This is a genomic window from Geofilum rhodophaeum (genome assembly GCF_002210225.1).
GTDB classification, from domain to species: domain Bacteria; phylum Bacteroidota; class Bacteroidia; order Bacteroidales; family Marinilabiliaceae; genus Geofilum; species Geofilum rhodophaeum.
On the sequence record NZ_MWUJ01000004.1, the window covers coordinates 154034 to 177934 of the forward strand.

General features: G+C 50.0%; 18 protein-coding genes. 5 read left to right on the top strand and 13 right to left on the bottom strand.

Annotated features, from left to right (window positions below; genetic code table 11):
• Position 1: 1 nt before the first annotated feature.
• The 5 genes from B4W65_RS05715 to B4W65_RS05735 form a co-directional block, all read right to left on the bottom strand.
• A complete protein-coding gene (locus B4W65_RS05715; RefSeq protein ID WP_240509494.1) occupies positions 2–2986 on the bottom strand; it encodes a SusC/RagA family TonB-linked outer membrane protein in 2985 nt (994 codons plus the stop codon).
• Positions 2987–3175: 189 nt separating this feature from the next.
• Complete coding sequence (locus B4W65_RS05720) at positions 3176–4900, bottom strand: glycoside hydrolase family 9 protein (protein ID WP_088654165.1); 1725 nt, start codon at positions 4898–4900, stop codon at positions 3176–3178.
• Positions 4901–4927: 27 nt separating this feature from the next.
• Complete coding sequence (locus tag B4W65_RS05725; protein WP_088654166.1) at positions 4928–7360, bottom strand: GH36-type glycosyl hydrolase domain-containing protein; 2433 nt, start codon at positions 7358–7360, stop codon at positions 4928–4930.
• A gap of 21 nt (positions 7361–7381) precedes the next feature.
• Positions 7382–9010, bottom strand: coding sequence for an MFS transporter (locus tag B4W65_RS05730; RefSeq protein ID WP_088654167.1), 1629 nt, complete (start codon positions 9008–9010; stop codon positions 7382–7384).
• Between the two features lie 5 nt (positions 9011–9015).
• Positions 9016–9783, bottom strand: coding sequence for an NUDIX hydrolase (locus B4W65_RS05735; RefSeq protein ID WP_088654168.1), 768 nt, complete (start codon positions 9781–9783; stop codon positions 9016–9018).
• A gap of 193 nt (positions 9784–9976) precedes the next feature.
• On the opposite strand from B4W65_RS05735, the gene B4W65_RS05740 reads away from it, so the two are divergent.
• Positions 9977–10726, top strand: coding sequence for an NYN domain-containing protein (locus tag B4W65_RS05740; protein ID WP_088654169.1), 750 nt, complete (start codon positions 9977–9979; stop codon positions 10724–10726).
• On the opposite strand, the gene B4W65_RS05745 is transcribed toward B4W65_RS05740, so the two are convergent.
• From B4W65_RS05745 to B4W65_RS05755, 3 genes are read right to left on the bottom strand one after another with little or no spacing between them, the layout of a single operon-like run.
• Entirely contained in the window at positions 10727–11200 is a 474-nt protein-coding gene (locus tag B4W65_RS05745; protein WP_088654170.1) for a low molecular weight protein-tyrosine-phosphatase, read from the bottom strand.
• Between the two features lie 11 nt (positions 11201–11211).
• Positions 11212–11889 carry an NUDIX hydrolase gene (locus B4W65_RS05750; RefSeq protein ID WP_088654278.1) on the bottom strand — a complete coding sequence of 226 codons (678 nt, stop codon included), beginning with the start codon at positions 11887–11889 and terminating at the stop codon, positions 11212–11214.
• A gap of 49 nt (positions 11890–11938) precedes the next feature.
• Complete coding sequence (locus B4W65_RS05755; protein ID WP_158522784.1) at positions 11939–12940, bottom strand: sugar ABC transporter substrate-binding protein; 1002 nt, start codon at positions 12938–12940, stop codon at positions 11939–11941.
• A 108-nt stretch (positions 12941–13048) separates the two neighbouring features.
• Between B4W65_RS05755 and B4W65_RS17775 the strand changes: the two genes are divergently transcribed.
• Positions 13049–14830: a methyl-accepting chemotaxis protein gene (locus B4W65_RS17775; RefSeq protein ID WP_088654172.1), complete on the top strand. Its 1782-nt coding sequence runs from the start codon at positions 13049–13051 to the stop codon at positions 14828–14830.
• A gap of 25 nt (positions 14831–14855) precedes the next feature.
• Here B4W65_RS17775 and B4W65_RS05765 read toward each other — a convergent pair whose 3' ends face one another.
• The 3 genes from B4W65_RS05765 to B4W65_RS05775 are packed head-to-tail and all read right to left on the bottom strand — an operon-like array spanning position 14856 to position 16556.
• A complete protein-coding gene (locus B4W65_RS05765) occupies positions 14856–15218 on the bottom strand; it encodes an MmcQ/YjbR family DNA-binding protein (RefSeq protein WP_088654173.1) in 363 nt (120 codons plus the stop codon).
• A 30-nt stretch (positions 15219–15248) separates the two neighbouring features.
• Positions 15249–15623, bottom strand: a complete 375-nt coding sequence (locus B4W65_RS05770) for a YraN family protein (protein ID WP_088654174.1) — start codon at positions 15621–15623, stop codon at positions 15249–15251.
• Between the two features lie 27 nt (positions 15624–15650).
• Entirely contained in the window at positions 15651–16556 is a 906-nt protein-coding gene (locus tag B4W65_RS05775) for a S66 peptidase family protein (RefSeq protein ID WP_088654175.1), read from the bottom strand.
• A 93-nt stretch (positions 16557–16649) separates the two neighbouring features.
• On the opposite strand from B4W65_RS05775, the gene metG reads away from it, so the two are divergent.
• Positions 16650–18683, top strand: a complete 2034-nt coding sequence (gene metG / locus B4W65_RS05780; protein ID WP_088654176.1) for a methionine--tRNA ligase — start codon at positions 16650–16652, stop codon at positions 18681–18683.
• Positions 18684–18764: 81 nt separating this feature from the next.
• Here the strand turns inward: metG and B4W65_RS05785 are convergent, their stop codons facing one another.
• Positions 18765–19685, bottom strand: a complete 921-nt coding sequence (locus B4W65_RS05785) for an HU domain-containing protein (protein WP_158522785.1) — start codon at positions 19683–19685, stop codon at positions 18765–18767.
• 148 nt (positions 19686–19833) lie between these two features.
• On the opposite strand from B4W65_RS05785, the gene galE reads away from it, so the two are divergent.
• Complete coding sequence (galE, locus tag B4W65_RS05790) at positions 19834–20859, top strand: UDP-glucose 4-epimerase GalE (protein WP_088654178.1); 1026 nt, start codon at positions 19834–19836, stop codon at positions 20857–20859.
• 53 nt (positions 20860–20912) lie between these two features.
• On the top strand, positions 20913–21965 hold the full coding sequence (gene rfbB, locus B4W65_RS05795) for a dTDP-glucose 4,6-dehydratase (protein ID WP_088654179.1): 1053 nt from the start codon (positions 20913–20915) through the stop codon (positions 21963–21965).
• An 81-nt stretch (positions 21966–22046) separates the two neighbouring features.
• On the opposite strand, the gene glmS is transcribed toward rfbB, so the two are convergent.
• Positions 22047–23882, bottom strand: a complete 1836-nt coding sequence (gene glmS, locus B4W65_RS05800) for a glutamine--fructose-6-phosphate transaminase (isomerizing) (RefSeq protein ID WP_088654180.1) — start codon at positions 23880–23882, stop codon at positions 22047–22049.
• Positions 23883–23901 lie beyond the last annotated feature (19 nt).

The window sequence follows — 23901 nt, forward strand, 5'->3', positions numbered from 1 at the left end:
GTTAAAAAGTAACAGAAATACCGAACATGACCTTCTTAGTCAGGGGATACAAACCACGATCGATTCCCAATCGCTGATCCTCACTGCTCCCGGCCTCGGGATCCATTCCCTTATACTTGGTAAAGGTAAAGTAGTCGTCGAGCGAAACAAAAAGACGGGCGCGCTCCAAGCCTGCTGTGGCAAGCACATCACGCGGAATGGTATAGCCCAACTGGATTTGCTTAATGCGCAGGTACGATCCATCCCCTACCATCAGGTCGCTGCGGTAAATGTAATCACTTTCGTTATCCGGTGCGGGCATAGAAGCACTCTGACCGGGAGTAGTCCATCTGTCGGTATAAAAATATGCGGGTTTATTGGTAGTGGGACGATCGGTCCGGTACCAGCCCATAAAAACATCGTTGCCTTTAACACCCTGCATAAAAAGACCGAAATCGAAATGCTTATATTCGAGATTAACGGAGGCACCGTACAGTAAATCCGGGTGAGGATCACCAATTTCAGTAATATCGGCAGCGGAGATCTCCCCGTCGCCCGAAACATCTGCCACAATAACTTCTCCGGTTTGAGGGTCAATCCCTTCGGTTTTATACCCCCGGAAATACCAGAGCGGCTTTCCTTCTTCGAACCAGGTTAAATCGTACCCCCGAAGGGCAGCTCCCTGTATGGGGGTATCGTTAACCAAATCGGTCACTTCATTCTTCAGGGTACTTAAATTCACACTAAAATTATATTTTAATCCCCCGGGGGTTTGGTCGCCGAAACCCAGGGAAAATTCAAGTCCACTGTTTTCAACAGTTCCCCCATTAATAGAAGGAACACCATAGTATCCGGTTGAAAGCACGGGAGAATCATCGGTCAGCAATCCTTCGGTCACTTTTTTATAGTAATCGAACGAAAAACTCAACCTGCTGTCGAGTGAATACAAATCCAAACCAATATTGGTCTGCTCCGACTTCTCCCAACCCAATTCGGGATTGATGGGTTTCTCAATTCGAACCCCCTGATTCAATGATTCGTCCTCGCCGGGATACATAATATTGGTCGAAACCCAAAATTCTTTATCGCTAAAGGGAACCACATTCATTATGCTTCCATTTTCACCCCAACTGGCTCTTAACTTCAACATATCAATCGCGTCGATGCTCCAGAAGTTTTCTTCAGAAATGTTCCACCCGGCTGAAACGGAAGGGAAATTACCCCACTGATTGCCTACAGGTAGCACACTGGCACCGTCGCGACGAAGCGTAGCTTCAAGCATATAGCGATTTTTAAGATTGTAACTCAACCTTCCGAAATAGGAGATCTTAGTTAAATCTTCCCATTGTCCCCCCACCCGGTTGGTGGACTTCTCTACACTGTATTCATGATAGGCAAAGGCATCTCCCTCCTTGGGCATTTGGGACTTAAGGTAGTAATTGGGATGCTTAAAATCTTCGTACGACATCCCCACCAGACCGGTCAGTTCATGCTCGCCAATCCTTCTGTTGTAGGAGGCGAAGTTCTCCCACAATACATTACTGTATTTGTCGATCCAGTCTTCAACAATATTAACCTGATTGCTTCGCTCTACCGAAAAGTAGTACTTGGGCGACCAGGCTTTTCGGGTGACGTAATTCAACTCCATACCCACCCTTGAGGTGAATGAAAAACCGGCAAATGGTTTCAGGGTAGCGTAAAAGGAGGCCAGCAGTTTATCGGTGATCTCCTGGTTGTGCGTGTTTTCAATGAAAGCCACCGGGTTGGCCGTTTCACCGGTAACAAAACGTCCCAGCGCATAATATCGACCGGCAGAATTGGTTAAAAACACCGTGCCCTTATCCACTTCGGTCTGGATGGCCGGGGTAACGCCATTTTCAAGAACCGGAGTGTAGGGATCCATCAGCAAGGCGCTGTTTACTACAGACCGGTATTCATCGTCCTCGGGAAGCATTTGACGATTCGAATGGGCAAAATTCAAATTATTTCCGATCTCCAACCAGGGCTTAACCTCACTTTTGGTATTTATCCTAAAGGTGTACCTTTCAAAAGCAGCGTTGGAACCACCAATGGCACCATCCTGATTCAAATAAGAACCGGCCACCATATAGGTCGTTTTTTCCCCACCGCCCGACACACTCAGGTTATGCCTTTGCATGGGAGCAGCCTCCGAAATCTCAGAAAGCCAATCGGTATCGTAGCCTTCATTGTTGTTGATGGTCAATCCGGCCTCCGTCATAAACTGCTTGTATTCTGCAGCATTCATCAACTCCATTCCGGTTGAAAGACGCTGAATTCCATACTGAAAATCATAATTCACTTTTGCTTCACCCTTCTTTCCCATCTTGGTCGTGATGAGCACAACCCCATTGGCCCCTTCTGTTCCGTAAATGGCAGCAGAAGCGGCATCCTTCAAAATCTCCATAGAGGCGATGTCATTGGGGTTCAAATCATTGATGGAAGAAGTCTTCATCCCATCCACAATGTACAAGGGATCACTTTTGCCGTTAGATCCGGTACCTCGGACCCGGATTTTGACACCGGCACCCGGTGAACCGGACACCGGCAACACCGATATTCCTGCGGTTTTCCCCTGTATGGCGTGCTCCACACGCCCCACAGCTCCACGTTCGAGGTCCTCCGATTTAACCGACGAGATGGCTGCGGTAACCACACTCTTACGCTGAACACCATAGCCCACTACCACGACTTCATCCAAATCACTAATCGTTTCGGACAAGCTTACATTGATAACAGTCTGGTTTTCAACAGGCACTTCCTGACCAGAGAAACCAACAAAACTAAACTCCAAAACATCGGTCGAAGCGGCCTCAATAGAATAGGCGCCGTCCATATCGGTAATGGCTCCCCGCAAGGTGCCTTTCACCACCACGTTAACACCAGGCAATGGCTCGCCTTGGGTATCGCTTACTTTACCGCTGACAGTATTGGTCTCCTGACCAAAAGCGGTCAAACTAAAAAAAGAACATAAAACTACTACTGTCATTGTTTTCGCAAACAACTGACAGCCTAGCGTTTTGACCTTTTTTAACAGGCCAAAACTCCTAAACACTTGTGTTTTTTCCATACCTTTGGAACTCCTTAGTTTTAATTAATACTGATTGAAATTAAGAGGCTTGCACTCAACCGGCTGAGCGACCAAACCAGGCCGGTTGGGTGCTTTGTTTACATAGAGTTATCGGGTCATCCGGGCGTCCAGACCGCCCAGTAAATAGACCAGAGGGGCATTCCAATTTATAGCTATTTCGTTGGTGGAATAGCTGCATTCCAAATCCACATACGATTTAGCGGGATAAGTACTGCGTTCGGCATCGGGACAGTCTTCAAACGTGGCCAAATTGGGACCACCTGCCAAAAAGCCGGGGATGGGATCATCAATACCATCGGCTGCAGCCGGTCGATGGTGAATATTAAAAATGCGCTTGGTTCCGAAACCGGTGATAAAACAAAAACCCGTAGCGTTACGACCCAAAATGTAGTCCAAATCGGAAACCGCCGAATTCAAATATTGGGGCCTACCAGTGAGCGCATGGGCAAACAGCTTAATCATTCCCTCATTGGCTACCTGAGAATTGGATCCCCAAACAAAATTTTGGATACTCACCCCATAGGGCGACTGCTCAGACACCAAGGCCAAACGGGCAGCCAGATCAAGGAAGTCTCTGCGCACACCCAGCTCGCGCAACTCGTCGGGCAGCTCATCGTAACGACTCAGCAGACTATAAAATCCGAGTGTTTCAACCTGATTCCAGGACGGAACCTGCGGCTGAGCGTACTTTTGCATCAGCACCTCTTTATATGCGTCCGAACCATTCAGCAAATAAAGTTCGGCTGCCGCCCAGAACCACTCATCACTCAGATTGTCGTCGCCATAGGCCCCGGTAGCGATATCGGCAGGCTGTTGGTAATACAGCTCCGGATGGGCAAGGGCCCACTGCCAGGCTTCTTCTGCCGCCACCCGACAACTGTCGGTCAAACCCGGCAACTGCTCCGACCACGGTTCCAGCATACGAGCTGCCGCCGCGCTGAGCGCAGCATAATTAAGCGCTGCTGCGGTGGATTTGGCGACCACATAACGGGGGTTAGTGGCTTCATGCGGCATCACAAAACCCTCAAACTGCTGGGTGGTGAGTTTGTGATAGACTCCTCCATCATTCGGATCCTGCATACTTAAAACCCAACGCAAATTAAACAGCAGCTCGGATAATAAATCGGGCAGACCGCTTCCACTTTCGGGGATGTTCACCTCCAATTCGTCGTAATAACTGCGCTGATCCTCGAGGGCACGCAGCAAGGTGTAGGTGGTGATGCCGCTGTTGACGACATACTTGTTGTAGTCACCGGCATCGTACCAGCCCAGCGGGGAGGAGATAACAGTGCCTTCCGGACGCAAGTCGTCGGCCGCTGAAGCGTGAACATAGACCAGGGTATCGGGATGTCCGGCCGGACGTGCCCAGGGGCCCGCATATTCCTCCGCAATGGGAATAGAAGTACGGTTCAGATAAAACGCTTTCAGGGCACTTTTGCTGAGCGCCCGATAAGCGTCTGCGTTGACTGCCAGCTGATGACGCTCATCACTGCCCTGTAACACCACCGTATAATTCCCTGTTTCACGCAAGTCGCTGAAATCGACCTTGCGTACAGAATCTCCAGATGCTGCCCAATACTGTGCAGGCTCAGGAACAGCACGAAAGACTTCCTTCCCACGGTCGTCCAACAAAACAAACAAATCAACCTCCGCCGCAACCAAGGCCAGCTTAGGCCCTTCCTCAAAATAGGCATACTGGTTGTACAGCAGACTGCTTTTATGCGCATTGTTTGTAGTACCTGGCTCCTGACAGGCCATGAACAAAAGGGAAAACAATAAAATAAAAAATAGTGATTTAAGGGTGTGGTACATAGTGTATTTGGTTTGGTTAAAAAAAGATCAGCCCATGGTCACTTCGATTTGATGGGTTCCAGCCGGAAGAACCGGCAACAAGTTAGCGCTGTGCTCTTTGCCATTGATGCTTACCGCAGCAACCCCCTTACTTACCCCTTTGGGGTTCGTTACCTTTATTTCATATACCGCTCCACGGAATTTCCGAACAACCTCAAAGCCCTTCCAGGTGGCTGGAATGCAGGGGTCGATCAACAAGCCTTCATACTGGGGCTGGATGCCCAGAATATAGCGACTGATGGCGTAAAAATTCCAGGAGGCCGTGCCCGTCAGCCAGGAGTTCTTGGCCTCGCCAGGTTTAAAGGCATCTTTTCCTGCTACCATCTGAGCATAAACATAGGGCTCGGTTTTATGCAATTCACTGATGTCCTCCAGGTAGGCGGGACAAATTTTCTGGTAGTACTCCCAGGCCCGCTCTCCCCGTCCCAAAACAGTCTCACCGATCATGATCCAGGGATTGTTGTGACAGAAAATGCCGGCATTTTCCTTGTATCCGGGTGGATAGGTTGAAATTTCACCGTATTCAATTACGTAACGGGTAAAGGCAGGATTGTTGAGAACAATACCGTAGGGGGTGTCGAGCCGCTCTTTAACCGCATCCAGCGCCTTCTCCACCATGCCCTCTTCCTGACCGATACCAGCCATGGCACACCAACCCTGTGATTCAATAAAAATCTGGCCCTCCTCATTTTCACGACTTCCCACCTTATTTCCAAAAAAGTCATAGGCCCTCAAATACCAGTCGCCATCCCAACCATGCTGTTTAACGGCATCCACCATTTTCTCAACATGACGCTCTGCCCTTACAGCTTCTTCTTTCTGCCCAATTTGGCGACAGAGTTGCGCATACTCGCGACCATAAACCACAAACAAACCGGCAATCATCAACGACTCGGCTGTACCGCCACTTTTATTCTCAGTAGTTTGAAAGGACTCGTTCGGATCCTTCGAAAAGCAGTTCAAATTAAGACAGTCGTTCCAGTCGGCCCGCCCAATCAAAGGCAAACCGTGTGGACCCAGATTGTTTATCACATGGTTGAAGGAAGCCTTAAGGTGGTCAAAATGCGGCTTGGCCGTACTTTCATCGTTGTCGAAAGGCACCAACTCGTCCAGCAGCGAAAAATCACCGGTCTCTTTAATGTAGTCCACGGTCGACAAAATGAGCCAAAGCGGATCGTCGTTAAAGTTGCCACCAATGGCATCGTTGCCGCGCTTGGTCAAGGGTTGATACTGGTGATAGGCCCCGCCGTCCTCAAACTGAGTAGAAGCAATGTCGATGATTCGCTCACGGGCCCGCTCCGGAATCTGATGCACAAAACCAATCAAATCCTGGTTGGAATCACGGAAGCCCATTCCACGACCAATCCCCACCTCAAAGAAAGAGGCTGAGCGCGACATATTAAAAGTAACCATACACTGGTACTGATTCCAGATATTGACCATGCGGTCGAGTTTTTCGTCCCCGCTCCTGACCGAAAAAACGCCCAACAAACGGTCCCAGTGGGCACGCAGATCGGACATGGCACGCTCGACCTTCTCAGGGGTGTCAAAAAGGGCAATCTCCCGCAATGCCTTTTCCTTATTGATAAGCCCTTTGCTTTCCCACTTCTCTTCCTCCTTGTTCTCCACATAGCCCAGCAAAAAGATCAGCTCTTTGCTTTCGCCGGGCGCCAGCTCCAATTCAAAATAGTGAGAGGCCACGGGCGACCAGCCGTGAGCATGTGAATTACGGGGGCGACCTTCGAGGACGGCTTGCGGTCCCGAAAACTCGTTGTAAAGCCCAACAAAGGACTCCCGATCGGTATCGTAACCCTGTACCGGCGTGTTGGCATGATAAAAAGCAAAGTGGTCGCGCCGGTCCTTGTACTCCGTTTTATGGTAAATGGTCGATCCGCAAATCTCTACCTCTCCGGTACTTAAGTTGCGTTGCAGATTATTCTGGTCGTCCTCGGCATTCCAAAGGCACCACTCCATAAAACTAAAGAGCTTGAAACTTTTGGTACTGCTTCCGGTATTGGTCAACTTGACTTTTTGCACCTCGCACCACGATTTCAGGGGGACAAAGTAGAGCACCTCGGCTTCAAGGCCGTTTTTGGCACCTTTTATGGTGGTGTAACTCAAGCCGTGCCGGCATTCATAATGATCGAGGGGTGTCTTAACCGGCTTCCAGCCGGGCGACCATACGGTGCCCCCATCATTGATGTAAAAATAGCGTCCGCCATTGTCCATCGGGACATTGTTGTAGCGGTAACGCGTCAAACGACGAAACTTCGCATCTTTATAAAAAGCATAGCCTCCTGCAGTATTCGATATCAGCGAAAAGAAATCCTCATTGCCCAAATAGTTGATCCAGGGCCAGGGGGTTTCGGGCTGTTCAATCACATACTCCCTTCTCTCGTCGTCAAAATGTCCAAATCTCATTTGTGTGTGTATTATTTAGTATTATTTTATAGCTGTAGAAAGCGTGCCGGCTTCCTGTCTTCTCCGGTTAAGTTCTAAAGTGATGGCGTCCATCTTATCCTGATTGAGCGGATAGATGCCCATCAACACCGCTCCCAGCAAGGCGATTAAAGCAGGAATCCAGCTCATGAGCATAATAATGCCCGGCACAGCGCCCTCAATGGCCGAACTGTCCTGTCCGTTGTAATGAAAGGCAGCGAGCACCAGGCCAATGATGGCACCAGCTACCCCACCGCCAAACTTGGTGGAGAAGGACCCCGCCGAATACACCAGACCAGTTGCCCGTCGACCATTGATGTACTCCGAATAATCGGCCGCATCGCCCAGCATGGCAAAAAACAAAGTGGGAAAAATGGCCGCCCCAAACTCGGAAACTATACCGATGACAAAAATGGAAAGGGCATCACCGGGTCCGCAAAAAACCAAAAGGGCATTCACCAATCCGGAGAACACAAAGGCATAAACAAACAAGCGCTTTTTGCCCAGCCGTTTGGCCAGCCAAGCCGTAGCCATGGCGCCTGCTATGGAGGCCACCATCAGCGCCACCATATAAGAAGCTGCCAGCAATTGATTGTGCAGGTAATGGGTGAAATATATCACCACAATGCCCTGCTTGATGGAATTGTACACCTGAAAAATCAAGCCGGTCAGTAACAAAATCCACCAGGGCCTGTTTTTAATCAAATCGGCCAAATCGGCCAACAAAGAGCTCTTCTGCGTGGGCAAGGGTTGCACTCTTTCCCGGGTGGTAAAAAAAGTAACCAATAAGGAAAGTGCAAGCACCACCGACAGAACATAAATGGCGGAGCTGTAGCCCCGTTTCTGATCGATGATTTCAATGTCGCCAACCTGCAGACCCTCTTCTCCGCTCACGACAAAAGTATAGGAAATCCCGGCCTCCATCGAAAAACTTTTGCCCTTGGTCCCAAGGTGTTCAGGATCCAGAGCCAGAGAATCGGCCCAGGCAAAAAGGGCAATGCCGTCACTGGTTTTAATGTTGACGTTGGGAACCTCTTCAGGACTGGACACCACAACCTCATACCTGGCTCGATCAAGCTCACGCAGCTGAATGTCGGACGAAATATTTCCGTAATGAGCCACCAGAAAAAGCAAGGCCCCCTGAACCAACATACCACCCCCAAAGGCTCCTACCATGCGGTAGGAGCCCAGGCTGGTCCGCTCTTTATCATCTCCCGTCATAACAGCCATTAAGGCGCCATAGGGAATGTTATTGGCGGTATAAACAAGTGTGAAAATGATGTAGGTGGTATAAGCGTAAACTATTTTCCCGGTGGGACTCAAATCGGGTGCTGTAAACAGGAGCGACAAGATGGCCCCAAGAGGCAGGGCGGTCCACAGGATCCAGGGCCTGAACTTACCGTAACGCGAGCGCGTACGGTCACCCACCACACCCATGAGCAGGTCGCTTACCCCGTCGCTGGACCGTGCTATTAACATCAGCAATCCCACAGCAGCGGGTTGAAGGCCAAAAACATCGGTATAAAATATAAACAGAAAGGTGGAAACCCCTCTCCAGGCAATATTGGCGGCCCCGTCTCCCAGGGCGAAACCTATCTTCTCTTTAATTGAAAGCTTTTGGGCTGTATTCATGGCACTTAAATTGCAAAATCAAGTATGTCCTTACGGTTGGCCTCGTATTGATCCCTGTCGAACACATACAAACGGGCAGGTTTATGCGCCACGCCCTTTTGTTTTTCATCCAGAGGGACCAGATACTTCATTCGGGCCACCTTTTTTCGAAAGTTCCGCTTATCCAGACTCACACCCAGAATAACTTCATAAATCCGTTGCAGCTGTGAGAGGGTAAACTTTTCGGGTAACAAGGCAAAACCAATGGGTTCATGCAAAAGCTTGCGTCTCAAAGCCGCCAGGGCTTCTTCCAGAATTTCAAGATGGTCAAAAGCGAGGCTTTTGACCTCATCCACCGGCATCCATTGCACATTACGTCCCTTCCACTCCAGCGTCACATTGTCCGTGGCCAACAAAGAATAATAACCCACCGTGATGATGCGTTGATCTGGATTTCGTCCGTTGGCCCTTAACCAGGCCCGGTCGTTTTCCTTGCTGATTCGGTGCGGAGAACCGAAGGTTTTAAACTGCTCCAAATAAATATCCTGTAATCCGGTCAAATCAAACAGCACACGTGCAGCGGCCGCATCCAAATCCTCATCTTCATAGATGTGGTTACCCGTCAAGGTTAAATCGTTGAACCGAACAGCTCCGCTTTCGGGGTCGGTCATCACCCGATCAACCAGCAAAACCTGCAAACGGGTAAAGTCGAAACCGAAAATAACACAGTCGACCGACACATAATTGTTGTAAACCTTTGATGCGGAAAGGGCGCCGTTACTTGCTTTTGCCATTCTACTTAGTGTGTTTTTTACACTTTAAAATTATTTGGCTAATTTATGGCATAAAACCAAAAAACCAAATAGTTTTTTCAGACCTTTACACAAAATTTAAGTATTGCTGTTGGCAAAGTCAGACCCGGCGCGACTTTGTGTAACAAATACACTAAATAAAATTTGTAATTTATATTTATTCTAAATAACTCACATGAAAGAAAACCGCGAAATGCACCTTGCCGTACTCATAGACGGAGACAACATACCCTACGCCAACATCAAAGGAATGATGGAGGAAATTGCCAAGTTTGGCATCCCCACCTTTAAAAGGATTTATGGCGACTGGACCAAACCACAACTGGGAGGCTGGAAGGGCGTATTGCTCGAAAACGCCATCACCCCCATTCAGCAATACAGTTATACCAGTGGGAAAAATGCGACCGACTCGGCCATGATCATCGATGCCATGGATATTTTGTATTCCGGCAAAGTAGATGGCTTTTGTGTGGTATCCAGCGACAGCGACTTTACCCGTCTGGCCACCCGCCTTCGCGAGTCGGGCATGCTGGTGATTGGAATGGGCGAAAAGAAAACCCCATCCCCCTTTATTGTAGCCTGCGATAAGTTTATTTATCTGGAAATCCTGGCCTCCTCCGACGACAAAGACAGCGACAAAAAGAGTAAGGACAAAGAGCAAGCCTCGGTTCAGAAAGTAGACAATCGTTTGTTGAACCTGTTGAAAGCCACCATTCAGGACCAGGCAGATGACGACGGTTGGGCCTTCTTAGGGGAGGTGGGACAAATGCTGAACAAGAAGCGACCGGATTTTGACCCGCGTAACTACGGCTTCAGTCGCCTTACCCCTATGCTCAAATCACTAAAAAAGAATTTTGAAGTGGACGAACGCATCCTGGACAAATCGAATACACGTCATGTGTATGTGCGTGCACGAACAAAATAATTAGGAAGTCAGCTTTTGATAGAGGCCTTCACAGGCATCTTCCAGCAAATCAAGCACAAGAATAAAGCCATCCTCTCCTCCATAGTAGGGATCGGGCACTTCGTTGTAGCCCATGGACTGTGCAAAATCGGTCATTTTTACCACCTTGGCCCGCGCAGCTTCATCGGGGGCCATGGCCAACAAATCCCGAACATTTTCATCATCCATAGCCACCACCAAGTCAAAATATTCAAAATCGATATCGGATTTAACGGGGCGACTGATGCTGTTGAGCTGGTAGCCCCGCTTACGGGCAAAACGCTTCATTCTAGAATCGGCAGGTTCGCCTTCATGCACACCTATAATACCGGCTGAATCGATTTCAAAACGCCCGCCGGCACCATGCTTTTCAACAACCGCATTCATCACTGCCTCAGCACTGGGCGAGCGGCAAATGTTTCCAAGACAAACAAACAACAAGCGCATTTTATCCATTGACACACCCCTTAATGTATTTTAAAAACCCTATCGTTGTAAGCCACTTCATCCTGTCCATTAAACTTATAATAATAAGCCCCTTTTTTTGACTCCGTGGTATTTTTAATGTTAAGTCGCTCCAACACCCCGAGCGACAAAACCTTTTTGCGGAAATTACCCGGATCAAAGGGACGTTGAAAAATAGCTTCATACAAAAGACGTAATTGCATAAGCGTAAACTTATCGGGCAAAAGTTCCTTCCCTATGAGTTCGTTGGAAGCACGACTTTGCAAGGTTCTGAAACCACCCGCAATGATTTCGCCGTGATCAAAAATCAACTCAGGCAGTTTATTTACCGGCCACCATAAGGCACCCGACTGGTGAACCAGTTCCTTGTCGTATTTATCCACTCGAATAAGCGCCGCAAAAGCGATGCTTATTACACGCGCACCCGGATCCCGGCCAACCTCAGAAAAGGCTGCCACCTGTTCCATATATATGTCCTTGAGCCCGGTGGTTCTTTGAAGTACGCGCATGGCAGCATTTTCTACCGATTCGCTTTCCCGAACAAAACCGCCCATCAAAGACCATTTTCCACTTTCGGGTTCTATATCCCTGGGCCAAAGTAAAAGCTTAAGCTCCCCCTCTTCGTAGCCAAAAATCACACAATCGACTGCGACGTGTAACTTTGGGTGATTGTATACCATGTTAATGCACTCAAAAGGCGTATGTTCGCCATCAAAAAAATAAATATTCCTATCGGATATCGCTCCAGCTGTATTGTCCCGACTCAATCAAAACCTCTTCAATGGTTTCGGAGGTAACAATCTGGGAGGGCACCTTAAAGGTCACAATGTCCGCAAAACCATTGTTGGTACGCGAAGTGGCCAGTTCGGAAATATCTCGCCCTTTCAGCATCTCATCGACCAACTCTGCAGTTCTGTAGCCCAATACTTTGTGTGGATGATAAACCGTCATCGTCATTTCTCCCTGGTACACCTTCCGTACTGCTTCCAAAATGGCATCCTGGCCGGTTACCACCACTTCTCCCAACAAATCATATTTACGCAGAACCTCAACGGCAGCAAGTCCCATGGGATCACTGCAGGTGATTACTGCATCGATATCGGTACCGTAGGCATCAATAACCTGCTGCAATTCAAAGCCGGCACGCTCTCCATTCCATCCCTCCACATAAGTATCGTACAAAATATTAATGGCACCGGAAGCGACGTGCGGCGCCAAAATACTGTCGATGTGCTGCTTCAACTCAAAACCATTGCGGTCAAAGCGATCGCCATTCAACAAGACATAATTGCCGCGGGGCTTCTTTTCGAGGGCGATTTCACAAAACAAGCCTGCCAGGGAGGCATTGTTTCCCGTCAGATACAAATCGTAGTCAGAATTGTTTATGAGTCGGTTGTAGGCCACAACCTTTACGCCCTGACTCTTGGCATCCCTAACCAAAGGGGCAATGGTGTTGCCATTGACACAGGCGATAACCAAAACATCCACACCCTGCTCCAGCAGCTCATAACCCTGAGCCAACTGCAGGGCATCGTCGTCCTCAGCCTCCTTAATAACCACCTCATGTCCCAGCTCACGCAAACGCTCAGCCATAAAATTGCCCTCCGCTTTAAAGCGCTCCCGAAAAGAGGCGGGACTCAGATAACCTACCGTATAGCTGTCGGCACCCGAACAGGAGACAAAACCCAACAAAATCAACCCCCAAAAAAACAAAACAACAATTCGGTTCATATTCAAGTTTTTAAAATGCATTATTACCCTTAATCGATAAATTCTAACTTTGCAGCAACGAATTTACGTAAAATTAAGTAGATTTAACCTGAAAATAAACATTAAGATATGAGCAAGATGTTCAACTGGAAGAATTTCAACATCCGACGCAAAATTACTCTCGGGTTTTCAAGTATTATATCCATAGCCCTCATTACCGGGATTGTTCTATTGATCAATCTCTATCAAATTTCGACAAAGACAGGAGAGATGGTTAACGCCCACATCCCCTCTGCCAATGCCTCGAACCAACTGATGCGCTACTGGCTCGAATCCAGTGAGTTTATGCGTTCCTACCAATTCAGTGGCAACGAATATTTTCACCAACAACACAACATCACCCTACAGCGCATGCAAAATGCACTGGCTGAATTACAAACCTTAACCAAAGAGCGGGACCAGGAATTGCAGGAAAAAGGCGTCTTTATAACTCTCTTGGCCAACTACACCCGGGAATATCAGCAGGCCGCAGAGCGTTATCACCAAAAGCGCAGTCAGTTGAACGACGATCTGAGTAATTTTAGAGCTGGACTGAAGGCCCTCGCCGGCAACGCTGCTTATGCGGGCTCATTCACCAATTTACAAGTATTGAACCATCTCTACCGCCTGGACGCACAGTTTGGGCAGAGCCTATATGAAAGGCAGGGAGCTGCAGAACTTGAAAAAACACTGGAGGCCATAGAAAACCGTCTGCAACAAGGAGGCGTAACCGGCACACTCAGAACTTCTGCAGATGAGCTCTTGTCGACCGGGAAACGCCTTAACCAAGACCTTTCTGAACTGCGTAAGGAAGAACTCAAGACCTACGAATGGGCCAAAAAAGTAATGTGGGAGGTCAGGGCTTCTGCCGATATCGGACTGGATCAAATTATCCTGACCGGAAATACCAGCAACGACATTACCATGCGTCAGCGCAACCTGCAAATCATTACGCTGAGCTTGTCCCTCTTGTTGGGTCTCCTCTTCATTGTTCTGCTGTCCAATTCGATCAGTCGCCCCATTGAACGCGGAATAGCCATGGCCGAAAGGGTGGCTGCGGGGGATTTGACCACCAAAATTGAAGAGGACAGGGAAGACGAAATTGGCCGACTGGCCCGGGCACTGAACAACATGACCGACAACCTGAGCGATTTGATTGGTAAAATAATTGCCAGCTCCAACTCCATTTCCCTGGCCAGTGAACGTTTAAGCTCCAAAGCCATGGAGTTGGCCGAAGGGGCTAACCAGCAAGCTTCCTCCGCCGAAGAAGTATCCTCCTCGATGCAGGAAATGCATGCGGTAATTGAGCAAAACACCGACAATGCACGACAAACAGAAAGCATTTCGGCCAGGGCAGCGGGACAAATGAAAGAAAGCAACCAGCGAAGCAGGGATGCGGCCCTGCACCTGGAAGAGATTACCAATAAAATTTCGGTGATTAAAGACATTGCATTCCAAACCAACATATTGGCCTTGAATGCGGCTGTTGAGGCGGCTCGTGCGGGTGCCGAAGGACGGGGTTTTGCGGTAGTTGCTGCAGAGGTACGTAAACTGGCCGAACGCAGTCAGGCTGCCGCCGTTGAAATCACCAAAGCATCGTCGGTTACCAATGAAGCCTCACAGGTTGCCACCGAATTGTTGGACAGCTTGACCCCCGAGATTGAAAAGACGGCCAATCTGGTACAGGAAATTGCTGCGGCCTCCAACGAACAGGTTACCGGGGTACAGCAAATCAACCTGGCGCTCCAGGAACTCAACCAGGTTACCCAGCGCAACGCCTCTAACGCAGACGAAATCAACCTGGCCGCTACCGAATTGATGGATCTCTCTCAGGAATTGTCGCAGGCTACGGCCCATTTCAAAGCCAACTAAGGCAAGCCTTATAAAGCAAAAGGACTTAAAGGTCCGTGCCCGACTCGAGTTGGGTGCGGACTTTCTTGGTTAGTGAGGCATACACCAGAGCGTAGGAATGGTCAATCAACAGCCGTACCAGCTCCGGAGCTAAAGTCCCATCCATATCCAGAGTGTTCCAGTGCCGTTTGTTCATGTGGTACCCGGGACGAATGGCAGCATATTGCTCGCGCAATTCCAGGGCATACTCGGGATCGCATTTTAAATTGATGCTGAAAGGCCCGCTCAAACCCGTTAAAACAAAAATTTTACCGCCAACTTTAAAAACCAGGGTATCCTCATCAAAGGGCAAATCCTCGCTTACATGTGGTTTGGACAGGCAATAGGCCCGTAAGGTTTCAATATCCATAACAACTACCTTTATCTCAAAACTACTCTGCTACTCTGCCTGGGCCGTAAAAGCAGCTTCCAAATGCTCAATTTCCCAGGTCCCGTTTTGCTTTGGCAGACAGCTCAACACATCAAAGCGAACACGTCCGTCAAAACGCGTGTAGCGAACATAGTGATCGGCGGCCAGCACCAGATAACGAATTTTCATGGGTCCGATACTGTCGCGCGGGTGCAAGATTTCGGCGCTGTCGCCACTTCGGGTGCGCACCTCGGCGACCACCAACACCGAACCATCCATGGCAATGATATCGACCTCCTTATGATGAAAGCGCCAGTTCTGTGCGAGTATGCGGTAGCCTTTGGCACGCAAAAAGTCGGCCGCCTTTTGCTCACCCAGCTTTCCCAGTTCATTGTGTGCTGCCATGGTCGGGTTATAATTTGAGCGCCAAAGTTAAGACACATATTCCAAAACTGCCAGTTCTGCCTGCAGCTTCAAGCGGACTTTGTGTCCCATCAGCAGAGGACGATTGAGTGGAGCATGTCCGGCCGGAAAATCGTACAGCACCGGAAAACTGTAATCCTTCACAGCCTCAGCAATAATTTCATAGGCCGTAAAACCAAAGGGCGTATTCCCATCGCTCAATTCGGTCATTTGTCCCACCACCAAGCCGGCCAGGCCTTTGAGCTTGCCCGCTATTTTTAAGCCCTGCATCATCCGGTCTATGTGGTAGAGCTGCTCCCCCACCTCCTCTATAAAAAGAATGCTGCCGCAGGGATCAAAATCCAAGTCAGACCCTTTTAACATCGACAGCATGGTAAGGTTGCCTCCGACGAGCCGCCCCGTCCCCTTCCCCGGACGATTGAGTGGATGCACAGGAAGCTCATAAACGGGCAGTTTCCCTTGCAGCAAGTCCCACAACTCACTCATCCCCGTATCGGCAGGATGCCCGTCCCCAAAATTCTTGGGCATGGGGCCATGTACCGAGCCCATACCCAGCTGGTGCAGCTGGGCATGCAAAACCGTAATATCGCTGAATCCGACCAACCATTTGGGCTTTTCAATCAGAGGGCGCCAATCGATCATCTCGAGTAAACGCACCGCCCCATAACCTCCGCGCAAACACCAGATCACCTCCACCTCGGGATGCAGGAGCATGGCATTGAGATCGGCCGCACGTTGGGCGTCAGTCCCGCCAAACTGATGCCAGGCACCAGTGGTATGGCGACCTCGCAAATGACGCATGCCCAGACGATCCAAAAACTGCTCTGCTTCCCTCAGCCAACGCTCAGCTACTTTGCCCGAAGGCGCAATGAGTCCCACCAGCGCGCCGGGACGAATAAAATCGGGATAAACCATCTCTCTGGTTTTAAATGTTTACTTATCTTTGTCGAAAATAAAAAATATTATCAGGACCACCTATCTTCCCTGGTACAAGAGACCCGTTTTTATATGACAAAAATCAAACGCACGCTGGTTACCACCGCCCTGCCGTATGCCAACGGCCCCGTTCATATCGGCCACCTGGCCGGAGTATATGTTCCCGCCGATATATATGTTCGCTACCTTCGCCTGAAAGGGGAAGATGTGTTGTTGATTGGCGGATCGGACGAACACGGCGTACCCATTACCCTAAAGGCACGCAACGAGGGCATCACACCGCAGGATGTGGTGGACAAATACCACAGCATCATCAAGCAGTCTTTTGCCGACTTTGGAATATCCTTTGATGTGTATTCGCGTACCAGCAGCAAAACCCATTACGAAACAGCCTCCGAATTTTTTAAATCCCTGTACGACAAAGGGGAATTTCTGGAAAAAGAGAGTCAACAATATTACGATGAGGAGGCCGGCCAGTTTTTGGCCGACCGCTACATCACGGGTACTTGTCCCCATTGCCATAAAGACGGGGCCTATGGCGACCAATGCGAAAGCTGTGGCACTTCACTGAATGCTACGGACCTGCTGCACCCCCGCTCCACCATTAGTGGCAGTACACCGGTGCAGCGGACCACCAAACACTGGTACTTGCCGCTCGACAAGCACGAGGCCTTTCTGAGACAATGGATTTTGGAAGAACACAAGGAGTGGAAACCCAATGTTTACGGCCAATGCAAATCCTGGATCGACCTGGGTCTGCAGCCGCGTGCGGTAAGTCGCGACCTCGACTGGGGCGTGCCTGTCCCGGTAGAAGGTGCCGAGGGCAAAGTCCTTTATGTTTGGTTCGATGCCCCCATCGGGTACATATCGGCTACCCGCGAACTGACGCCCGATTGGGAAAAATACTGGAAAGACCCGGAAACCCGTCTGCTGCACTTTATCGGGAAGGACAACATCGTATTTCACTGCATCGTTTTTCCTTCTATGTTGAAGGCTGAGGGGACTTACAATTTGCCCGACAATGTGCCGGCCAATGAATTTTTGAATCTGGAAGGCGACAAAATATCGACTTCAAGAAACTGGGCAGTATGGTTGCACGAATACCTGCTCGATTTTAAGGACAAGCAGGATGTATTGCGTTATGTATTGACGGCCAATGCCCCGGAGACGAAGGACAACGACTTTACCTGGAAGGACTTTCAGGCGCGGAACAACAACGAATTGGTAGCCATTTTCGGAAACTTTGTAAACCGCAGCGTGGTGCTTACCCAAAAGTACTACAATGGGGTGGTTCCTCAGCCGGACGAACTTCAGGATTTTGACCGGGAAACCCTGGAAGGCATTGGTGTTTTTGCACAAAAGACGCAGGAGGCCCTGGACCAGTTTAAATTTCGGGAGGCGGTGAAGGAGGCAATGAATCTGGCCCGCTTGGGCAACAAATACCTGGCCGACACCGAACCCTGGAAGCTCATCAAGACCGATGCGGCCAGGGTGGAGACCATCATGTATGTGGCCCTGCAGATCACGGCCAACCTGGCTATTTTGATGGAACCCTTTCTGCCCTTTGCCGCAGAAAAGCTCCGCAAGATGTTGAATATGGGGCAGGTGGACTGGAAGCTGTGCGGCCAAAAGCAGGTGCTGCAAACGGGCCACAGTATCGGCGAGGCGGAACTGCTGTTCCAAAAAATAGAGGACAGCGAAATTCAAGCGCAGCTCGATAAGTTGCAGGCCTCAAAAAAGGCCAACGAAGCAGCTGCAAGGACCGCAAACCCGGCCAAAGAAAACATCAGCTTCGACGAGTTCAGCAAGATGGACATCAGAACCGGAACCATCCTGGAAGCCGAGAAGGTGGCCAAGACCAAAAAACTGCTGAAATTAAAAATAGATACCGGTCTGGATCAACGCACCGTTGTATCGGGCATTGCTGAATTTTTTGAACCGGAAACCATTGTTGGTCGCCAGGTGAGCATACTGGTGAACCTGGCTCCCCGAAACATAAAGGGCATCGAATCGCAAGGAATGATTTTAATGGCCGAAGATGCCGACGGACGCCTCGACTTTGTTGCCCCGCAAAGTCCGGTAAAAAACGGATCGGAAGTCCGTTAACCCCGGGCTGCCTGCCCCCTACACAAAAGCCACCGTTTCACTTGAAACGGTGGCTTTTGACTTATATACTAACAGAAAATCTTAGGGTTCAACGTGTACCCAAACCGAGGCAAAACCCGGACGGCTTCGCAAGTCCTCCATAGCCTCAAGAGCAGAAGCCTTTGTAGGGAAAGACTGCAGGGAAATGCGGTAGCGGCTGTTCCCGGCCGGCAAAACGCCGGCATGGTCAAAACCTTTGCGCACCAGGGCGGCCACTTCGGCACGGGCCGGTGCTTCTGCACGAAAACTGGCGGCAATGAGATGAAAACGACCACTCGCCTCTGGTTCAGCAATCGTTTCAACGGGCACTTCAACGACAAGTTCCCCGGCCAGCAGCTCAGCTGTATCCTCAGCAGGCGCAGGCGCAACAGGCATACCTTCCACCGCAAAGGAAGCCAGACTTGCAGTAGTTAACCCGGGCATCCTTAACTCGGGGGTAGCCAGAAAAAAGAGGCCAGCGAGCATAGCAGCGGCAGCCACCCGATAGCGTGAACTTACCTTAGGCAGCGAACGCAAAGATCTGCCTGCCTCAATTCGAGCGGTCCTGCGACTATCTACAGGCTCAAAACGAAAACTCGAAAGTCCAAAGGCTTCGGGCAAAAAGGAAGTCTCCTCATTGGGACTGAAAACCAAGTTTCCAATTACATCGGCACGCAAACTCCCAAGTTCATCGAGAACAACGGTTTCACCTCCGGCTACCCGCGCACGAACCTGTTCGCTGAAAGCAGCCACTTTTGCGGCAGCTTCTTCAAAAGCGAGCTTCTCACGTTGCGCCACAAAGTGTGCCAACAAGCCGTCCTGATGCAAAAGGCTGCGGTTAAAACCGATTTCTTTAGCGGGGGGACTGAACCAGTGCTGGGAGGGGTGCAAAGTCACTTCCTTACGATTGGCGACAAAGCCACCCAGTCCGGGCACAATAACACAGTCGTGGTAATGCAATAGTGCTGAAAGATATTTCTCCATTGGGTTGAACATATTTGCAAATATAAACAAAAAGGTGGGCCGAAGTCCAGTTATTTTTAAACATCTGTTCATACAATGTTGATAAAACACGGCCTTTTATCACTATTTTTACACCTCCAAAAAATGCAAAGCGATTAAACTGAGAAAAATGAGTAAGAAAATTCTGGTTACCGGTGGAACCGGCTATATTGGTTCCCATACCGTGGTGGAACTCCAAAATGCAGGCTTTGAGGTAGTGATTGCCGATAATCTCTCCAACTCCAAAATAGAGGTGCTCGACGCCCTGGAACAAATAACCGGGATTCGTCCACTTTTCGAGAAAGTGGACCTCTCTGATGCCCAGGCCACTTCGGAAATGTTCGACCGGCACGGTGACATAAAGGCCATCATTCATTTTGCCGCCTTTAAGGCTGTGGGCGAGTCGGTTCAGAAACCCTTGGAGTATTATCGCAACAACCTCAACTCCCTGATGAATATTCTGGACAATATGCGGAGCAGGAAAATTAAAAATATGGTATTCAGTTCCAGCTGCACCGTATATGGACAGCCCGATCAACTTCCGGTTACCGAAGAAACCCCTCGAAAACCGGCCGAATCGCCCTATGGCAATACCAAGGCGATTGCTGAAGACATCCTACGCGATTTTTGCAAAGTCCATCCTGAAATCTCCTGCATTGCCCTGCGTTACTTCAATCCCATTGGCGCACATCCCTCCGCCCTGATTGGCGAATTGCCCATTGGCGTACCGGGCAACCTGGTGCCCTTTATTACCCAAACAGCTGCCGGCATAAGAAAAGAGCTGAGCATTTTTGGCGACGACTACCAAACTCCCGACGGTACAGCCATTAGGGATTACATTAATGTGGTGGACTTGTCCGAAGCACACGTGGTGGCCATTAATCGTCTGCTGGAACAAAAAGCAGTGCAAAACTACGAGTTTTTCAATGTAGGAACGGGAAATGGCCTTTCGGTGATGGAGCTGGTACAAACCTTTATTCGGGTAACCGGGGTTAAGCTGCCCTATAAGATTGCCCCCCGTCGCCAAGGGGATATCGAGAAAATCTGGGCCGACACCACCATCTCCAACAAGGAATTGGGTTGGGAAGCCAAAAAGACGGTGGACGAGACCCTGCTTTCGGCCTGGAATTGGGAAAAAAGAGTAAGAGGCCTTTAAAACTTGCCCTTGATGCCCTAAACCCCTATCTTGGCTGTTTAAAATCAAATAGAATGAAAAAAATACTTGTTACCGGCGGAGCCGGATTCATCGGCTCCCACGTGGTACGCCTATTGGTCAACAAATACCCCCAGTACAAAATAGTCAACCTCGATGCCCTCACTTACGCAGGAAACCTGGAGAATTTGAAGGACATCGAGCATGCCAGCAATTATGAATTTGTGAAAGGCGACATTACCGACCCAAAAACCGTTGGGCGCCTATTTGCCACCCAAAAATTCGACGGCATCATTCATCTGGCTGCAGAGTCGCACGTCGACCGAAGCATCAGCAACCCCATGGAGTTCATCACCACCAACATTGTGGGTACCGTAACCCTGCTTAATGCAGCACGCGAGCAGTGGAAGGACGACTTCGGAGGCAAACTGTTTTACCACATTTCGACCGACGAAGTGTACGGTTCATTGGGTGCCGAGGGCTTCTTTACCGAAAGCACGCCCTACGATCCGCGCAGTCCCTATTCGGCCTCCAAGGCCAGTTCGGATCACCTGGTAAGGGCCTACCACCACACTTACGGACTGCCCGTGGTCATCAGCAACTGTTCCAACAACTACGGGCCCAACCAGTTCCCCGAAAAACTGCTGCCCCTGGCCATCAACAACATCCTGAACAAAAAGTCCATTCCGGTTTACGGCAAGGGCGACAACATTCGCGACTGGCTGTATGTGGAGGACCATGCCGCAGCCATCGATGTGATTTTTCACCAGGGCAAGGTGGGGGAAACCTACAATATTGGCGGCTTCAACGAATGGAAGAACATCGACCTCATTCACCTGCTTTGCAAGGTGATGGATCAGGAGCTGAACCGACCTCAGGGTGATTCGGCCGGCCTCATCACCTTTGTCAAGGACCGTGCGGGACACGATCAGCGCTACGCCATTGACGCCGAAAAACTGAGCAGCGAACTGGGTTGGAAACCCTCCCTGCAATTTGAGGAAGGGCTCACCAAAACCGTACGCTGGTACCTGAGCAACCAGGAATGGATGAATCGTGTGCTCTCCGGGGCCTACGAATCGTACTACAACGAGCAATACGGCGACCGCTGATTCTTGCGGAAGCACTAAAACAACAATGGCCGGTCGCTTACGACCGGCCATTGTTGTTATAACTCAGCACCGGGGAGTCCTTTATTCTACAGTGACCGATTTGGCCAGGTTCCGGGGTTGATCTACGTCACAGCCCCGCATTACCGCAATGTGGTACGAAAGAATTTGCAGGGGAATGACCGCCAGCAAAGGCGAAACCGCTTCGTGACAGTCGGGTATTTCAATAACATGATCCGCCATCTTCCGGATGGCTTTATCTCCCTTACTCACAACCGCAACGACCTTGCCCTTCCGGGCCTTCACCTCCTGAATGTTGCTCACCATCTTCTCGTAGCTCTGGTCGTTGGCCGCCAAAGCCACCACCGGCATTTGTTCATCGATGAGGGCAATGGGTCCGTGCTTCATTTCTGCGGCGGGATAGCCTTCGGCATGGATGTAAGAAATCTCCTTGAGTTTCAGTGCCCCTTCCAAAGCCACCGGAAACAGCAAGCCTCGCCCCATGTACAAGGCGTTGGTAGCGCCCTGGTACACCGCAGCAATTTCAGCAATAGCCTTTTCGCTCCGCAAGATCTCTTCTATTTTATCGGGCACCTGAATCAACTCATGAATCAGCTCGCGGTAAGTGTCGGACGACAAGACCTGTCGCTTGCTGCCCAGCAGCAGCGCCAGCATGGTCAGCACCGTTATCTGCGAAGTAAAAGCCTTGGTAGAAGCCACCCCAATCTCGATGCCGGCGTGGGTATATACCCCGGCATCGGTCTCCCGCGAAAGCGACGAACCCGCCACATTACAGATCCCCAAGATGGTAGCCCCCGTTTCCCGCACCTTGCGGACAGCTGCCAAAGTGTCGGCCGTCTCCCCGCTTTGCGAAATGGCAATTACCAGATCGTCCCGGTCCAGAATGGGATCCCTGTAGCGAAACTCCGAAGCGTATTCCACCTCAACCGGAATGCGCGCATACTGCTCCAAAAGATACTCTCCCACCAATCCCGCATGCCAGGAAGTCCCACAAGCCACAATAATGATGCGCTTGGCCTTAATGAGTTGGGGCATTACATCCAAAACGCCTCCCAAAAACACCTTGCTCTCGTCCATGGCAATCCGGCCCCTGAAGGTATCGCGAATGGTCACGGCCTGCTCATGAATTTCCTTCAGCATAAAATGCGCGTAATCGCCCTTGTCAATGTGGTCGATCGAGAGATTGATCTTTTGAATATCCGGCGTCTTACTGTCGTTATGCAGGTTCTTCAGGTCGAGCTGATCGCGTCGAATCACCGCCACTTCTTCGTCCTTTAAATACAGCACCTGATCGGTATATTCTACAATGGGCGTGGCATCGGAAGCCAGAAAATACTCATTCTCTCCAACGCCGATCACCAGGGGACTCCCTTTACGGGCGGCGATGAGCTGTCCGGGTTCGTCTTCGCAGCTGATGACCAAACCGTAGGCACCTACCACCCTGGTAAGGGCCAGGCGGACCGCCAGCTCGGCACTCACGGCCTGTTCCAGATAAATGTTTTCGATCAAATTGGCCAACACTTCGGTATCGGTCTCACTCTCAAAACGATAACCCCTATTGTTCAACTCCTTACGCAAGTGCGCATAATTCTCAATGATGCCGTTGTGCACCACAAAAAACTTTCCATTCATAGACCGGTGGGGATGGGCATTGAGGTCGTTGGGGGCCCCGTGAGTGGCCCAGCGGGTATGGCCCATACCCACACTGCCCGATATGTCCTGATCCTTGGACAGCTCCTCCAAATCACGCACCTTGCCCTTGCATTTATACACATGGGTGCTGCCGTTGAGCAGGGCAATCCCTGCCGAATCGTAGCCCCGGTACTCCAACCGCTGCAAACCCTTTATCAAAATGGGGTAGGCGGTCCGCTCCCCCACATATGCCACTATTCCACACATATACTTATTGTTTTACTTT

Excerpts from the sequence above, each read along its gene's own strand:
- B4W65_RS05715 (WP_240509494.1), bottom strand. The coding sequence starts at position 2,986 with ATGACAGTAGTAGTTTTATGTTCTTTTTTTAGTTTGACCGCTTTTGGT.
- B4W65_RS05720 (WP_088654165.1), bottom strand. The coding sequence starts at position 4,900 with ATGTACCACACCCTTAAATCACTATTTTTTATTTTATTGTTTTCCCTT.
- B4W65_RS05725 (WP_088654166.1), bottom strand. The coding sequence starts at position 7,360 with ATGAGATTTGGACATTTTGACGACGAGAGAAGGGAGTATGTGATTGAA.
- B4W65_RS05730 (WP_088654167.1), bottom strand. The coding sequence starts at position 9,010 with ATGAATACAGCCCAAAAGCTTTCAATTAAAGAGAAGATAGGTTTCGCC.
- B4W65_RS05735 (WP_088654168.1), bottom strand. The coding sequence starts at position 9,783 with ATGGCAAAAGCAAGTAACGGCGCCCTTTCCGCATCAAAGGTTTACAAC.
- B4W65_RS05740 (WP_088654169.1), top strand. The coding sequence starts at position 9,977 with ATGAAAGAAAACCGCGAAATGCACCTTGCCGTACTCATAGACGGAGAC.
- B4W65_RS05745 (WP_088654170.1), bottom strand. The coding sequence starts at position 11,200 with ATGGATAAAATGCGCTTGTTGTTTGTTTGTCTTGGAAACATTTGCCGC.
- B4W65_RS05750 (WP_088654278.1), bottom strand. The coding sequence starts at position 11,889 with ATGGTATACAATCACCCAAAGTTACACGTCGCAGTCGATTGTGTGATT.
- B4W65_RS05755 (WP_158522784.1), bottom strand. The coding sequence starts at position 12,940 with ATGAACCGAATTGTTGTTTTGTTTTTTTGGGGGTTGATTTTGTTGGGT.
- B4W65_RS17775 (WP_088654172.1), top strand. The coding sequence starts at position 13,049 with ATGAGCAAGATGTTCAACTGGAAGAATTTCAACATCCGACGCAAAATT.
- B4W65_RS05765 (WP_088654173.1), bottom strand. The coding sequence starts at position 15,218 with ATGGATATTGAAACCTTACGGGCCTATTGCCTGTCCAAACCACATGTA.
- B4W65_RS05770 (WP_088654174.1), bottom strand. The coding sequence starts at position 15,623 with ATGGCAGCACACAATGAACTGGGAAAGCTGGGTGAGCAAAAGGCGGCC.
- B4W65_RS05775 (WP_088654175.1), bottom strand. The coding sequence starts at position 16,556 with ATGGTTTATCCCGATTTTATTCGTCCCGGCGCGCTGGTGGGACTCATT.
- metG (WP_088654176.1), top strand. The coding sequence starts at position 16,650 with ATGACAAAAATCAAACGCACGCTGGTTACCACCGCCCTGCCGTATGCC.
- B4W65_RS05785 (WP_158522785.1), bottom strand. The coding sequence starts at position 19,685 with ATGGAGAAATATCTTTCAGCACTATTGCATTACCACGACTGTGTTATT.
- galE (WP_088654178.1), top strand. The coding sequence starts at position 19,834 with ATGAGTAAGAAAATTCTGGTTACCGGTGGAACCGGCTATATTGGTTCC.
- rfbB (WP_088654179.1), top strand. The coding sequence starts at position 20,913 with ATGAAAAAAATACTTGTTACCGGCGGAGCCGGATTCATCGGCTCCCAC.
- glmS (WP_088654180.1), bottom strand. The coding sequence starts at position 23,882 with ATGTGTGGAATAGTGGCATATGTGGGGGAGCGGACCGCCTACCCCATT.